General features: G+C 72.9%; 14 protein-coding genes. 5 read left to right on the top strand and 9 right to left on the bottom strand.

What is annotated here, in order from left to right; translation table 11 throughout:
• Window positions 1–73: 73 nt before the first annotated feature.
• The gene (locus ASD33_RS03090; RefSeq protein ID WP_056552721.1) at window positions 74–862 is read right to left on the bottom strand and encodes an enoyl-CoA hydratase-related protein; all 789 of its coding nucleotides are present in this window, start codon (window positions 860–862) and stop codon (window positions 74–76) included.
• 11 nt (window positions 863–873) lie between these two features.
• The gene (locus ASD33_RS03085; protein ID WP_056552719.1) at window positions 874–3,096 is read right to left on the bottom strand and encodes an acetate--CoA ligase family protein; all 2,223 of its coding nucleotides are present in this window, start codon (window positions 3,094–3,096) and stop codon (window positions 874–876) included.
• A 273-nt stretch (window positions 3,097–3,369) separates the two neighbouring features.
• Here ASD33_RS03085 and ASD33_RS03080 point away from each other — a divergent pair, with 273 nt between their 5' ends.
• Together ASD33_RS03080 and ASD33_RS03075 are read left to right on the top strand one after the other, a co-directional pair.
• The gene (locus ASD33_RS03080; protein ID WP_157869982.1) at window positions 3,370–3,681 is read left to right on the top strand and encodes a hypothetical protein; all 312 of its coding nucleotides are present in this window, start codon (window positions 3,370–3,372) and stop codon (window positions 3,679–3,681) included.
• Between the two features lie 47 nt (window positions 3,682–3,728).
• The gene (locus tag ASD33_RS03075; RefSeq protein ID WP_056552713.1) at window positions 3,729–3,968 is read left to right on the top strand and encodes a hypothetical protein; all 240 of its coding nucleotides are present in this window, start codon (window positions 3,729–3,731) and stop codon (window positions 3,966–3,968) included.
• Window positions 3,969–4,088: 120 nt separating this feature from the next.
• Here the strand turns inward: ASD33_RS03075 and ASD33_RS03070 are convergent, their stop codons facing one another.
• On the bottom strand, window positions 4,089–5,264 hold the full coding sequence (locus ASD33_RS03070) for an NAD(P)/FAD-dependent oxidoreductase (RefSeq protein WP_056552710.1): 1,176 nt from the start codon (window positions 5,262–5,264) through the stop codon (window positions 4,089–4,091).
• Between the two features lie 211 nt (window positions 5,265–5,475).
• Here ASD33_RS03070 and ASD33_RS03065 point away from each other — a divergent pair, with 211 nt between their 5' ends.
• Window positions 5,476–5,925, top strand: a complete 450-nt coding sequence (locus ASD33_RS03065) for a DoxX family membrane protein (protein WP_056552707.1) — start codon at window positions 5,476–5,478, stop codon at window positions 5,923–5,925.
• Entirely contained in the window at window positions 5,925–6,368 is a 444-nt protein-coding gene (locus tag ASD33_RS03060) for a Zn-ribbon domain-containing OB-fold protein (RefSeq protein WP_079044506.1), read from the top strand. Before ASD33_RS03065 ends, ASD33_RS03060 begins: the two co-directional genes overlap by 1 nt.
• A 14-nt stretch (window positions 6,369–6,382) precedes the next feature.
• On the opposite strand, the gene ASD33_RS36705 is transcribed toward ASD33_RS03060, so the two are convergent.
• The 4 genes from ASD33_RS36705 to ASD33_RS03040 all read right to left on the bottom strand — a co-directional run bounded on the left by ASD33_RS36705 (window position 6,383) and on the right by ASD33_RS03040 (window position 10,221).
• On the bottom strand, window positions 6,383–8,395 hold the full coding sequence (locus ASD33_RS36705) for a protein kinase (protein WP_277922077.1): 2,013 nt from the start codon (window positions 8,393–8,395) through the stop codon (window positions 6,383–6,385).
• A 68-nt stretch (window positions 8,396–8,463) separates the two neighbouring features.
• A complete protein-coding gene (locus ASD33_RS03050) occupies window positions 8,464–8,997 on the bottom strand; it encodes a GNAT family N-acetyltransferase (protein WP_056552704.1) in 534 nt (177 codons plus the stop codon).
• A 118-nt stretch (window positions 8,998–9,115) separates the two neighbouring features.
• Window positions 9,116–9,361: a DUF397 domain-containing protein gene (locus ASD33_RS03045; RefSeq protein WP_056552702.1), complete on the bottom strand. Its 246-nt coding sequence runs from the start codon at window positions 9,359–9,361 to the stop codon at window positions 9,116–9,118.
• Window positions 9,358–10,221: a helix-turn-helix transcriptional regulator gene (locus ASD33_RS03040; protein WP_056552699.1), complete on the bottom strand. Its 864-nt coding sequence runs from the start codon at window positions 10,219–10,221 to the stop codon at window positions 9,358–9,360. Before ASD33_RS03040 ends, ASD33_RS03045 begins: the two co-directional genes overlap by 4 nt.
• Before the next feature lie 91 nt (window positions 10,222–10,312).
• Between ASD33_RS03040 and ASD33_RS03035 the strand changes: the two genes are divergently transcribed.
• Window positions 10,313–10,756, top strand: a complete 444-nt coding sequence (locus ASD33_RS03035) for an ATP-binding protein (protein WP_056552696.1) — start codon at window positions 10,313–10,315, stop codon at window positions 10,754–10,756.
• Here the strand turns inward: ASD33_RS03035 and ASD33_RS03030 are convergent.
• Together ASD33_RS03030 and ASD33_RS03025 are read right to left on the bottom strand one after the other, a co-directional pair.
• A complete protein-coding gene (locus ASD33_RS03030) occupies window positions 10,717–10,968 on the bottom strand; it encodes a hypothetical protein (protein ID WP_056552693.1) in 252 nt (83 codons plus the stop codon). The genes ASD33_RS03035 and ASD33_RS03030 overlap by 40 nt on opposite strands.
• Before the next feature lie 73 nt (window positions 10,969–11,041).
• Entirely contained in the window at window positions 11,042–13,252 is a 2,211-nt protein-coding gene (locus tag ASD33_RS03025) for a VCBS repeat-containing protein (RefSeq protein ID WP_056552691.1), read from the bottom strand.
• Between the last annotated feature and the right edge of the window lie 67 nt (window positions 13,253–13,319).

The following is a 13,319-nucleotide window of genomic DNA, read 5'->3' as shown; positions in this document are numbered from 1 at the left end:
TCCGTTCCCCCCGGAGCGGTGCGTGTCATATGCGCGTCACACCCTACGGGCAGCCCCGGACATCGTCGCGGGACTATTTCCCCTCGTACCGCGCCTCCCTCCGTTCCACGAAGCTCGCCACCCCCTCCTGCGCGTCCCTCGTCGTCATGTTCAGTTCCTGCGCCGTCGCCTCCGCCGCGAAGGCCGTCGCCCGGTCCGCGTCCAGGGACGCGTTCACCAGCTGCTTCGTCAGGGCGAGCGCCCGCGTCGGGCCCTGGGCCAGGCGTTCGGCCCACTCCCGGGCCGTCTTCGGCAGTTCCTCCGCCGGGACGACCCGGTTCACCAGGCCCAGTTCCCGCGCCTCCGCCGCCGTCACCGCGTCCCCGAAGAACAGCAGTTCCTTCGCCCGCTGCGGCCCGATCAGCCGCGGCAGCAGATACGCCCCGCCGCCGTCCGGCACCAGACCCCGCCGGACGAACACCTCGATGAACCGCGCCGACTCCGCCGCGATCACCAGGTCGCACGCGAACGCCAGGTGCGCGCCGATGCCCGCCGCCGTCCCGTTCACCGCCGCGATCACCGGCTTCTCGCAGTCCATGACCGCCGCGACGAACCGCTGGGCGCCCTGCCGGATCATCCGGGCCACGTCCCCCACCACCCGTTCACCGGAAGCGGCCGGCGCGCCCCGCAGGTCCGCGCCCGCGCAGAAGCCGCGGCCCGTCGCCGTCACCACCACCGCCCGTACGTCCGGGTCGGCGGAGGCCTCAGCGAGCAGGGCGATGATCCGTTCCCGCTGGTCCCAGGTGACCGCGTTCATCGCCTCGGGCCGGTTGAGCGTGATCCACGAGACGCCGTTCTCGACGGTGTGGAGTACGTCGGACATCGCAAGGGCTCCTATCGGCAGACCGCCAGCGCGTCCAGGGCGACCGCGCCCTGCCCGCGCGGCAGCACCATCAGCGGGTTGATGTCGAGTTCGGCGAGGTCGCCGTCGAGTTCCAGCGCCATCCGCTGCACCCGCAGGACGACCTCGACGAGCGCGTCGATGTCGGCGGGTGGCGCTCCCCGTACGCCGTCGAGCAGCGCCCGGCCGCGCAGTTCGTCGAGCATCGAGCGGGCCTCGCGCTCCCCGAACGGCGGGACCCGTACGGCCGTGTCGTTGAGGACCTCCACCAGGACCCCGCCGAGGCCGACCGTGACCGTCGGGCCGAAGAGTTCGTCGCGGGTCACGCCCACCACCATCTCGACCCCGCGCCCGACCATCTGGCAGACCAGGATGCCGTCGAGGTCGATCTCCTCGAAGCGGGCGATGTCGGTGAGTTCGCGGTACGCGTCCCGGACCTGGCTGGCCGAGGTGAGCCCGACCTTGACCAGGCCCAGTTCCGTCTTGTGGGCGAGCTGCGCGCCCGAGGCCTTCATCACCACCGGGTAGCCGACGAGCCCGGCGGCCCGGACGGCCGCCGCCGCGCTGGTGACGAGCTGCTCGCGCGGCACCCGTATCCCGTACGCCCGCAGGAGCTGCTTCGCCGCGTGCTCGCTGAGCCGCCGGCCGGGCCGCATGAGGGCCTGCGCCTTGCGGAGCGAGGGGGAGGGGGTGCGGGGGGCCTCGTCGAAGGGGGAGCGGTAGGCGGTGCTGAAGCGGTGGTGGTCGAGATAGGCCTTCACGGCGCCGATGCAGTTGGAGAAGGTGCGGAAGGTGGCGACGCGCGAGGAGCCGAGGAGGGTCGTGCGGTACGCCTCCTCCGTGCCGACCGGGGAGCCCCAGACCACGCACACCAGCTTGTCCGTCGCCTCGGCGGCGTCGACGAGGTCCTGGGCGAGCTTGTCGCTCATGGGCGGGAAGGGGCCGGTGATGGGGCAGATGAGGACGCCGACGGAGGGGTCGGCGAGGATCGCGTCGATGATCTTCCGGCCGCGCCAGTCGCCCACCGGGTGGCCGCCGTTGTCGACGGGGTTGGCGACGTTCAGGTACTCCGGGATCCACTGGTGGAGTTCGTCCTGCTTGGCCTGCGGGAGGGTGGGGATGTCGAGCCCCGCCGCCGTGGCGAGGTCGGCGAAGTGGGCGCCGGTGCCGCCGGAGATCGAGTAGACGACGACGCCGTCGGCGCGCGGCGCGCGGGCGCGGGCGAGCAGCGCCGCGGTGTCCTGGAGCTCGTCGAGCCCGTCGACCCGGATCACCCCGAACTGGCGCATGGCGGCGTCGACGACCCGGTCGGCGCCGGTGAGCTTGCCGGTGTGGGAGGCGGCGGTACGGGCCCCGGTCTCGGTGCGGCCGACCTTGACGGCCACGACGGGGACGCCCTGGCGGGCCGCCCGGTCGGCGGCGAGGAGGAAGGAGCGGCCGTCCTTGAGCCCCTCGACGTAGCAGGCGATGGCGCCGACCTCGGGCCGTCCGGCGAAGTACGAGAGGAAGTCGGAGGTCTCCAGGTCGGCTTCGTTGCCGGTGGGTGCCCAGTGGGAGAGGCGGACGCCGAGCTCCTGGAGGGTGAAGACGGGCCGCCCCTGGTGGCCGGACTGGGTGATGAGGGCGACGGCGGGGCCTTCGAGGTCGTCGCGGAAGCGCTCGAAGGCGTTGAGGTTGGTGTTGGGGCCGAGGAGGCGGATCCCGGAGCGGCGCACGGCGGCGGCGAGGCGTTCCTGCGCGGCGGCGCCGGCCGCCCCGGTCTCGGCGAAGCCGGAGGCGAAGGCGACCGCGAACTTCACCTTGGTCTCGGCGAGTTGCTCGATGACCGGCAGCGGGTCAGCGACGAGGAGGACGGCGAGGTCGACGGGTTCGGTGAGGTCGCCGACGGACGGCACGCAGTCGATCCCGAAGACGCTGGTACGGGTCGGGTGCACGGGTATGAGCCGGGCGCCGACGCGTTCGGCCCAGGCGAGCAGCTGCCGGGTGATCCCGGTGTTCGGCCGGCCCTCGGTGTCCGAGGCGCCGACGACGGCGACGGACCCGGGCCGGAAGAACCGGTCGAGGTCGGGTACGGGCGCGTGCAGCGGACGCCCGCTCACGTCCAGGTCGCCGGGGGCGGCGGTGACGCCGTGCACGGTCGCCCGGTCCGGTTCTCCGCAGGCGACCACGCGGGCGCGGAGATCGGTCGTGAAGGTGCCGTGAGTCGATCCAAGCAATGTTCCGCCCGCCCTTCACCCATCATCCCTATGAAGCTGACACTTAGTCAGATTACAGAACTGACGGGTAGTCAGGAATAGGTGTGCGCGGGGAAGCCGGATCCGGCCGGAGAGCCCCGGCCGGATCCCGCCGGGACATTCCGTACAACCGTACGGGGGACCGGGCGGTCTCACCCCCTGGACGACGACGAACGCACGGCGTCCGACATGGAACGAGCAGCGTCCGAGAGCATGAACGTCCCCGTGTCCGACGACTCAGCCCTGGGGGGCTTCTTGAACCGCACCACCCACACCGACCGCACCACTCGCACCTCCCGCGCCCCGGGCCGCCGCCGCGCCCTCGGCACCGCCCTGGCCGTCCTCGCCTCCTCCGCCGCGCTCGCCGCGGTCACGGCGCCGCCCGCCCAGGCCGCCGCCCCGGTGCCCCCGAGGCCCCGCGCGGTCTTCACCGAGCACAAGGACGTGAACGGGGTCCGCGTCAGCACCCTGGTCTCGGTCAACCCCGACGGCACGGACCGGCGCGAGCCCGCGGCGGCCTCCAGGCGGCCCGGGGCCGCGGCTCCGGCTTCGGCTCCTACCGGCTGACCGGTGTCGGCCCGCTCGGGCAGGACGGCGACCGGTACGTCATCGGCGTGTCCGACAACGGCGACCAGTACGCCTACTGGATGGGGATGGGCGCCCGGGAGGAGATCGGCTGGGGCTGGAAGGGCATGGCGCTGGTCGGCGTCGGAGATCTCAGCGGCGACGGCGTCCCCGACCTGCTCGCCCGCGACGGCTCCGGCAACCTGTGGCGGTACGACGGCGACGGCGGCGGCTCGCTCGCGCAGCGCGTCAAGATCGGCTGGGGCTGGCAGGGCCTCACCGCGTTCTGATCCCGTTCCCCCCCCGGGATCAGCCGGTGCCCCGCCCCTGTTCCCCCGGGGCGGGGCACCGCCTTTCACCGCCGTACGTACGTCGGGTCGCGTCCGGCACCGCCCAAGGCGGCCCGTGTCTCAGGCCGCGTCCGACCGACCCGCCCGCCCCGACCGCCGCGCGATCCGCCGCGCTATCCGCTCCGCGTCGATCGCCAGTTCTCTGAACATCCCGCTGATCGGGTTCGTGAAGCCCGTGAAGTACAGCCCCGGCGCGTCCGGCGCGCACCGCGCCCCGTGCGCCAGTGGCTTGCCCCGGGCGTCCAGGACGTCCAGGTGGCCCAGGAGGGGTTCCAGGGCCCGGTGGTAGCCCGTGGCCGCGATGACCGCGTCCGGGGTGATGCGGGTGCCGTCCGCGAGGAGGACGTCCGGGCCCTCCAGGTCCTCCACGGCCGCCACGATCTCGACCTTGCCCGCCCTTACGGCGGCGACCAGGCCCACGTCCTGCACCGGGATCGCGCCCTCCCGCTGCCGGGTGGCGAGACCGGTGCCCGGCCGGGGCAGCCCGTACGCCGTGAGGTCCGGCGACGCGAACCGGGCCATCAGCGCGCCCAGCCGGTCCACGAGCGCCGCCGGCAGCCGCCGGACGAGGATGCCGGAGCGCTGGGCGGGCCAGCCGGCCGTCGTCCGGCGCACCAGGTGCGGGACCGTCCGCACGGCCAGCCGGACGCGCTTCGCCCCGCCCTCCGCGAGGTCGGCGGCGATCTCCGCACCGGTGTTGCCGATGCCGACGACGAGCACGTCCTTCCCGGTGTACGGCTCCGGGTTGCGGTACTTCCGGGCGTGGCTCAGCTCGCCCTCGTACGCGGCCAGGCCCGGCCACTCGGGCAGGCGCGGGGTGTGGTTGTGGCCGGTGGCCACGACCACCGCGCTCGCGGTGAGCCGCCGCCCGCCCGTCGCGTGCAGGACCCAGTCCCCGCCGGCCCGGTCGACGCGGAAGACCTCGACGCCCGTCACGATCTCCAGTTCGTGCTTCTCGGCGTACTTCTCCAGGTAGCGGACCACGTCCGCGCGGGCGACCCAGCGCCCGAAGGAGCGGGGCATGCGCAGCCCCGGGAGCGCCGAGAGGCGCCGGGTGGTGTGCAGCCGCAGCCGGTCGTAGTGGGTGCGCCAGGAGGCGCCGACCGCGTCGGACTTCTCCAGGACGACGGCCCGGACGCCCCGCTCGCGGAGCGAGGCGGCGACCGCGAGTCCGCCGGGGCCGCCGCCGATGACGTAGACGGGGTGGACGGAGGAGGGATGGGGGGTGGTGGCCATGAATGCTGAGCGTAATGACGTGTACACGTAGTGGGTCTCGACCAAGAGGGATTTCGGTTGCGAATCGGTCACGCCCGCCCATGTCCCGCGCCCGGCGGCCCGGTCCGGCCGCACCCGAAGCTCCGGCCCCGCGTCCCCACCCCTTGCGCTTCCCGCCCGCCCTGCGCTGAACTGACGTACCGTCAGATCAGCTCGTCGAGAGGACGCGCGCATGCAGACCGTCTGGCTCACCGGCGCCGAATGGCTCGCCGTCCTCCGCATCGGCCTCGGCCTGTGGTGGCTGGAGAGCTGGCGCCACAAGGACAAGAAGGGCTGGTTCGAGCGCGGCACCGGGATCGCCTGGGCCGCCGACGTCGCGGGCAAGCACAAGTGGCCGCAGGTCAAGAAGGGCTTCGAGGCCGTCGTCGCCCCGCGCCCCAAGCTCATGGCGTACGTCGTCGTCTACGCGGAACTCGCCCTCGGGCTCGGCCTCGTCGTCGGGTTCCTCACCCCCGTCGCCCTCGTCGGCGGTCTCCTCCTCAACCTCCTCTACCTCGTCCTGATGATCCACGACTGGGCCGAGCAGGGGCAGAACGCGATGATGGCGCTGATCTCGCTCGTCGCGCTCCTCGCCCTGTCCTGGCAGACCTGGTCCCTCGACTCCGCGATCGGACTCTTCTGATGACGGCCACCCCGGCGAACCTCCCGGACATCGACGCCTTCACCCGCCCCTACTGGGACGCCGCCGCCGAGGGCCGGCTGCTGCTGCGCCGCTGCGCCGCCTGCGACCGCGTCCACCACTACCCGCGCGAGTTCTGCCCCCACTGCTGGAGCGAGGACGTCCACTGGGAGGGGGCGAGCGGCCGGGCCACCCTCTACACCTGGTCGGTCGTCCACCGGAACGACCTCCCGCCCTTCGGCGGGCGCGTCCCGTACGTCGCCGCCGTCGTCGACCTCGCGGAGGGGCCGCGCATGATGACGGAGGTCGTCGACGTGGCGGAGGACGACCTCCGGATCGGGATGGAACTCCGGGTCGCCTTCCGCACGGAGGGCGCGGAGGGCGCGGAGGGAGGGGTGACCGTCCCGGTCTTCACGACCGCCACCGCCACCACCGCCGCCACCTGAGCCGGCCGTCCCGCCTAGACCGGCGAGATGTTCTTCCAGAGCTGGGTCCTGCTGCTCGGGTCGCAGGTGTACTGCATCATGAACGGCGGCCCGGCGACCATGCACTGGCCGCTGCTCATGTTCTTGATGGTCATCCCGGCGGACGACTTGCTGTTGATCTTCCAGGACTGGAGGCTGGAGCCGTTGCAGGCCTTGGCCGTGAAGCCGGGGGTCCCCTCCGGCTGGAGGCAGTGACCCGACTGCTTGTTGACCAGCCGGAAGGTGCCGTTCGCCTGGGACCGGTAGATCCAGGCGTAGGAGATCGTGCCGCTGGTGGCCGGCTCGCCGCACGGCGAGGTGTAGGCCAGGATCGCGTATCCGGGGTTGGTCTCGGCCAGGCACTCCCCGTTGGAGACGCTCTCGATGGAGTACGTCCCCGAGGGCGCCGAGCCGCCGGTCGCCGGCGGGGGCGCGGGCTGCTGGGTCGTCGGGTTCGACGTGGGCGGCCGGGTGGTGGGCTTGGGCGTCGTTCCGCCGCCGGACGGCGCGGTCGTGCCGCCGCCCGAACCGCTGCCCGAGCCGGACCCGCTGCCGGAACCGGAGCCACTGCCCGCCCCGCCTCCGCCCCCGCCGCCCGGCAGGGTGCCCGTACCGCCCGCGCCGCCACCGGCCGCCGCGCCACCACCCGCCGCGTTGGCGGGCGGCGGGGCGCCGGGCGTGGTGCCCGGCGGCGGGGACGTGGGCTTGACGCCCGGGGTCTTCGCCGACGGCGAGCCGGGCTTGGACGACGGCGGTACGTTCGCGGGCTGCGAGGCCACCACGGACGGCGACGCGGAGGAGGGCCCGTCCGCGCCCAGCCGGTCGACGCCGTACGGGCCGAGGGCGACCGTCAGCGTCGTGCCGGTCGCCACGACGACCGGCACGCCCAGCATGATGAACCGGTTCCGCCGCTTCTTTTCCCGCTGCCCGGCGGCGGGTCCGGTGAGGACGCCGAGCTGGTCGGGCGACGCGGTGGCGGGCTCCTTCGCGCCGGCCTGCGGGGTGAGGGAGGCCGTGGCCACGTCCTCGGCGGGCTCCGCCTTCGCCAGCTCCGCCAGGTGCTCGGCGGTGGGCGTCTCGGCGGCGAACACGGCTCGCTCCGCGATCCGTTCACCGACGGCGGCGGGCCACAGCGCGCCCTCGGACCGCTCGGTCGTCCGCTCGACGAGCTCGGCCGCCGTGGGCCGGTCCGCCGGGTCCTTCGCGAGGCAGGTCCGGATGAGCGCGGCCAGCTCGGGATCGGTCTCCGTGAGCTTCCCGAACTCCGGCTCGGCGTGCACGACGCGGTAGAGGAGGTCGGGCCCGGAGCCGTCACCGAACGGCGGGCGCCCGTTGGCCGCGTAGAGCAGGAGGCTGCCGAGGGCGAAGACGTCGGCGGCGCCGGTCAGCTGCCGGTCCGCGACGGCCTGCTCGGGCGCCATGTAGGCGGGGGTCCCGATGACCATGCCGGTCTTCGTCAGACGGCTCTGGTCGGCGGCGCGGGCCACACCGAAGTCGATGAGGGAGAGGCCGGAGCCGGTGAGCATGACGTTGGACGGCTTGAGGTCGCGGTGGACCATGTCGGCGCCGTGGACGACGCCGAGCCCGGCCGCCGCGTGGTGCAGCAGCTGCCAGAGGGCCTCGGCCGGGAGCGGGCCGCCGTTCAGCCGGATCGCCTCGTTGAGGGTGATGCCGGGGATGAACTCGGTCGCGAACCACGGCGGCTTGGCCGTGCGGTCGCTGGCGAGCAGCTTGGTGTTGGCACCGGCGGGCAGCCGGGCGAGGTTGTCGAGTTCGTGGCCGAAGTGGTTCAGGAAGTCGGCGTCCTCGGCGAGCACGGGAAGCACCCGCTTCACTGCCGCGAACTTCCCGGGGACGGCGCCGAGATAGACCCGGCCCATGCCTCCCGACCCGAGGACACCGAGCAGCCTGAAGGCGCCGATCTGTCGCGGATCCCCCGGTTCCAGCGGTATGGCCCCGCTGCCACCCAAACTGTCCGAACTAGAACTGGTTTCTGATTCCCCCTGCATGGGCCTCAGCGTAGCGGAGCCGGTTTGCGATCTGAATGCACGTCAAGAGCTTGTATCCATACTGTGGTTCAACGTTCCGCGGAGATCTCGAAGACGTACGCGATCTCGCCCTTGTCGTTCTCGCGCTGCCCGACCCGGGCGAAGCCGAAGCCCGCGAGGGTGGCCAGGGAGGGCAGGTTGTCGGCGGCGATCGTGGCCCGCACGGTACGGACCTCGGGCTCGGCGGCGGCCCTGGCGAGCAGCGCCCTCACCATGGCGCGGGCGTAGCCCCGGCGGCGCTGCTCCGGCACCACGGTGTAGCCGATCTCGATCACGCCCGACTCGTCCGGCGGACCGTGGAACCCGGCGTCACCGATGACGGTCCCGTCCGGCTCCGACACCGCCGCCCGCGTGATCCAGGGGGCGGCCGACGGGTCCCTTTCGAGCTGGTCGGCGCGGTAGCCGAAGATCCAGCGGGCCCGTTCGCCGACGAAGTGCGGGTCGAGCGCGACCCCGGCCTCGGCACTGCCCCCGGCGAGATCGCCCTCGGAGAGGGCCCGCAGGGCCTTCGCGTTCAGCTCGACGAAGCGGACGCGGCGGGGGAGGGGAAGTTCGTTGTTCATCGGGGGCGACGATAGGGCAGGGCGGGAGGGGTTGTCGGGGCATTATCCGACCGCCCCACCGGGTCCCGGGGGCGGGAACGCGTACGCGCTCCCGCCCGGGTCCGCTCCCCGGCGCCGGTCAGGCGCCGGACGCCACGTCCAGGAACGCGGCCCAGGCCGCCGGGGCGACGGCGAACTGCGGGCCGCCGGGGTTCTTGGAGTCACGGACGTGGACGGCGGCGGGGTGGGTGGCCACCTCGACGCATTCGCCGCCTTCGGAGTCGCTGTAGCTGGACTTCTGCCAGTTGTAGGCGACTTCGATGCAGTTGCCGCCCTCACCACTGCTGTAGCTGCTCTTGAACCAGGCCAGATCCGTGGTGCTCATAGCTCTCCCAGCATCTTCTCGATCATGTCCAGGGACTCGGGGGGCGTGAGTGCCTGCGCCCGGATGATCCCATAGCGCTCGGTGTACACGCGCACCTCTTCCGGGTCGGTGATCAGCCGGGAGTGTCCGTAGATCTCGGTGTACGCCACTTCACGCCGACCCTTCGGCGTCAGGAGCGTGAATGCGCCGTCGAGCGAGGGGTGTTCCTTCATCAGTAGCGGCATCACCTGGAGGTGGATCGTGTGCCGCTTGGCGATGTTGTAGATGTGGCGCACCTGCTCGCGGTGGACCTCCGGGCCACCGGTGGGGCGATGCAGGATGGCCTCCTCCAGGACGAAGCTGATCGTCGTCGGCGGCCACTTGTCGAGGAGGGTTTGGCGACCCAGGCGGTCCGACACCCATTTCTCGATCGTCTGCTCGTCCCAGACGGGGCGTCGGTGGCGCATGACGGCGTGTGCGTACGCCTTCGTCTGCAACAGCCCCGGCACTGCCTGCACCTCGTAGTAGTGCAGCGCCACCGCCTCCGCCTCCGCCTTCGCGAAGCTTCGGAACCAGTCCGGATGCCGCACCCGCGCCCGGGAAACCGCCTCCCGTACGTCGTCCGCCGCAGCCGCCAGCACCCCGCCCGCCCCGAGCGCGGGGTCGGCCACGAGCAGGAAGTCCGGCTGGGGGACCCGTACACCCCGCTCGATCGAGGAGATCAGGTCCTCGCTGCAATGCGTGACGGCGGCCAGCTCCGCCTGGCTCAGGCCCGCGTTTCTCCGCAGTGCCTTGATCTGTTTCCCCAGCGCCCGGAAAAGGTGCGCCGTACCGTCCACCTCGGAGGGCCGTTCCGGCCGGTCCGACTCGTTCCCCGACATCCGTACCGCCTTCTTGGCGTACCCGTACAGTTACTCAGCGTCGTGGCGTCGCTGCTGGTCAGCGTACGGCCAGGGGGCCAGGCTCGGGGGCATGAAGTCCGAAACCTCCACTCCAACCGGTGAGTTCGTCCTGCGGCTGTCGGCCACCCGGCGCGGCGCCCGGCTGGCCCGGCTGTTCGCCGTGCACCAGCTCCACGACTGGGGCGTGACCGGGCCCGGCGGCGAGGCCGTCGAGCTGGTCGTCGCCGAGCTGGCCAGTAACGCGGTGTCCCACGGGCGGGTCCCCGGCCGGGACTTCGAGGTGCGGATGCGGCGGGGCGGCGACCACGTGCGGGTGGAGGTGGCGGACGCGCGGGGCGACCGGCGGCCGTCCCCCCGCGCCGAGCCGGACGAGGGCGGTTACGGGCTGCTGCTCGTCGCCGCGCTCGCGTCGGCGTGGGGGGTCAGTGACCGGTGCGTCGGCAAGACGGTCTGGGCGACCGTCCCGCTGACCGGTCAGAACAGGGTCGTGCCGGACCAGTCCGCCGCACTGTAGACGTCGCGGGCGGCCGCGAACGGCGCGCGCCAGTCGCCCGTGCCCGGGAAGTAGGACGGCGTGGCGAGGGTGTCGTTGACGAGCAGGTCGGGGCGGCCGTCCTGGTCGAGGTCGCCGATGCCGACGAAGTCGGCGTACGGGGTCCATCCGCCGGGGATCCTCGTCCGGGCGGCGCCGATGAGCACCGTGTCGGCGGGGAGGGTCTCCCTCACGAGGTACGGGAGCGGCGGAATCCGCCGCTCCCGTACCCGACCCCTCACGGGGTCGAAGGGGTGTACGCCCTGATCAGGAGAGGGAGTTGAACTTGCTGCCCTCGCCCGCGTACAGGTTCGTCAGCGTCCGGCTGAAGGGCGTGGACACCGCGCCCGTGCCCACGTAGACGTAGACGCCGTTCGGGCCGTAGGCCAGGAGATCGCCCCGGCCGTCGTTGTTCGCGTCGCCCATGCCGACGAGCTGCGAGAAGCCCGCCCAGCCGCCGCCGATCCGGGAGCGGGCGGCGAAGGTGCCGTCGCCCTTGCCGGGGAACAGCCACAGCACGCCCGCCGTGTCGCGGGCGACGACGTCGCCCGCGGCGCTGCCCGCCACGTCACCGACGGCCGCGATCTGGTTGTACGTGTTGAAGCCGCCCGACGCGAGCCGCACGCGGGGCGCGTAGGGGACGTCCCACTTGCCGGTCGCCTTGTGCAGCCACAGCGCGCCCGCGCCGTCGACGGCCACGAGGTCCGGGCGGCCGTCGCCCGTCAGGTCCGAGCCCGCCGCGACCTTGTTGTACGCGCCCCAGCCGGGGCCGACCTTCGTGCGCGGGGCGAAGCTGCCGTCGCCCTTGCCGAGGAAGCTCCACAGCACACCGGCGGAGTCCCGGGCGACGAAGTCCGCCGCCGTACCGCCCGCGTGGTTCCCCGCCGCCTCGATCAGGTTGTACGCCTGGAAACCCGCGCCGATCTTCGTACGGTTCACGACGGACAGACGGCCGTCGGCGTACCAGTCGAAGGTGTCGTCCCGCCACAGGGTGCCGGAGGCGTCCCGGGCGAGGAGGTCGGCCGAGCCGTTGTCGGTGAGGTCGTGGGAGTTCAGCGGGCGGGCCAGCTTGGTGTAGCCCGAGACGGAGACCGGGCCGCCGATGCCGTTCAGCGGGGTGGCCATGGCCTCCCACAGGTAGGTCCCGTTCGGGGCGGGGACACCGGAGGTCAGGACGCCGTTCCAGACGTACTCGGTGGTGGTCGGCGGCAGGAACATGCGCTGGGTGAACGACGCGCCGGTGGCCGTGTTCCGGAACGTCAGGTCCAGACGGACGTTGGACGCCGACAGGTTCCATGTCATGCGCGTGGGGCTGTGGTTGATGTCGGTGTTCAGCACGGCGGGGACGTTCTGCCCGAGGAAACGGAACCCCGTCGGGACGCCGGTGCTCACCGCGAGGGTGGCCATCGGGAAGCCGCCCGCGTCGGAGATCCGGTACAGGCCCTCGCCCTCGGAGAGCGTGCCGCCGCGCACCAGGAGGGTGCCGTCCGGGCCGGTCGCCGTGCTCGTCAGGTGGTCGAGCAGCTTGACGGTCTCACCGGTCAGGACGTTGCGGGCGGTCAGCGCGTGGACCGGGTCGACACCGGCCGCCGTGGCGCCGCCGGGCCGCCCGTACACGACCCAGTCACCGACGAACCCGGCCACGACCGCGGGGCTGCCGCTGGGCCCGGTGCCGAGCGGGATGCGCTGGACCGGATCGGTCCCGACGCGCTTCTCGACCGCGAGGGTGGTGGCACCCTCCGGGGTCCGCTCGGTCCACGCCAGGTACGCCGGGGCGACCGCCCCGGTCGCGGTCGCCGGGTCCCAGGGCTGCGCGGACCGGATGTAGTCGTAGATCTGCCCGCCCTTGTGGACGGTGTGGAAATACGCGGTGACGCCGTTGACGTCCCGGGTGCCCAGGATGAGCGGGTAGTCGCCGGGCCTGCCGAAGACGCGGAAGCTCGTGTTGTCGTAGCCGTACGAGATCTTCGTCTTCGACATCACCCCGTTCAGCTTCTGCAGCTGGTAGAGGTCCTGGTAGCCGAAGCTCGGCACCGACACGTAGAGCATCTGGCCGACGACGCCGACGACCGTGGAACCGGGGCCCAGTTCACGGACGGGGTCGATGGTCGTCTGCGTGTTGTTCCGCATGTCGCGGACGGTGTAGCTGCCGAGCGTGCTGGTCACGACCGCGTCCGAGGCGGTGTCGTACCCCTCGGTGCCGGAGATCGGCTCGGTGGAGCCGTCGTCGAAGCGCGTCCAGGTGAAGGCAGAACCGCCCGCGCCGTCGGGCCGGGCGGACAGGAAGCCGAGGGTGCCGGTGCTGACGATCCGGGCGTCGTCGGGGAGGGAGATCGCCGCGGCGGCGGCCGTTCCCGTGGTGGCGGAGGCGGCGGCCGTCGCCGGAGTGACGGCCAGGGTCCCCGTCACGGCCGTGACGGCGAGGACGGCGGTGACGGCGGCGGCGAGGCGACGCCCCGCCGTGGGGCGGTGGTTCACGCGGAGGTTCTCCCTGGGAAGCGGGCGACGGGGGTGGGGCGGTGGGGCGGGCCCGGGTGGTGGGGCC

This window comes from Streptomyces sp. Root1304 (assembly GCF_001426405.1).
Lineage (GTDB): Bacteria > Actinomycetota > Actinomycetes > Streptomycetales > Streptomycetaceae > Streptomyces.
The sequence above is the reverse complement of the archived record's forward strand: the minus strand, read 5'-3'. Positions and strand labels throughout refer to the sequence as shown.

Excerpts from the sequence above, each read along its gene's own strand:
- ASD33_RS03060 (WP_079044506.1), top strand. The coding sequence starts at position 5,925 with ATGACGGCCACCCCGGCGAACCTCCCGGACATCGACGCCTTCACCCGC.
- ASD33_RS36705 (WP_277922077.1), bottom strand. The coding sequence starts at position 8,395 with ATGCAGGGGGAATCAGAAACCAGTTCTAGTTCGGACAGTTTGGGTGGC.
- ASD33_RS03045 (WP_056552702.1), bottom strand. The coding sequence starts at position 9,361 with ATGAGCACCACGGATCTGGCCTGGTTCAAGAGCAGCTACAGCAGTGGT.
- ASD33_RS03040 (WP_056552699.1), bottom strand. The coding sequence starts at position 10,221 with ATGTCGGGGAACGAGTCGGACCGGCCGGAACGGCCCTCCGAGGTGGAC.
- ASD33_RS03070 (WP_056552710.1), bottom strand. The coding sequence starts at position 5,264 with ATGGCCACCACCCCCCATCCCTCCTCCGTCCACCCCGTCTACGTCATC.
- ASD33_RS03065 (WP_056552707.1), top strand. The coding sequence starts at position 5,476 with ATGCAGACCGTCTGGCTCACCGGCGCCGAATGGCTCGCCGTCCTCCGC.
- ASD33_RS03090 (WP_056552721.1), bottom strand. The coding sequence starts at position 862 with ATGTCCGACGTACTCCACACCGTCGAGAACGGCGTCTCGTGGATCACG.
- ASD33_RS03050 (WP_056552704.1), bottom strand. The coding sequence starts at position 8,997 with ATGAACAACGAACTTCCCCTCCCCCGCCGCGTCCGCTTCGTCGAGCTG.
- ASD33_RS03035 (WP_056552696.1), top strand. The coding sequence starts at position 10,313 with ATGAAGTCCGAAACCTCCACTCCAACCGGTGAGTTCGTCCTGCGGCTG.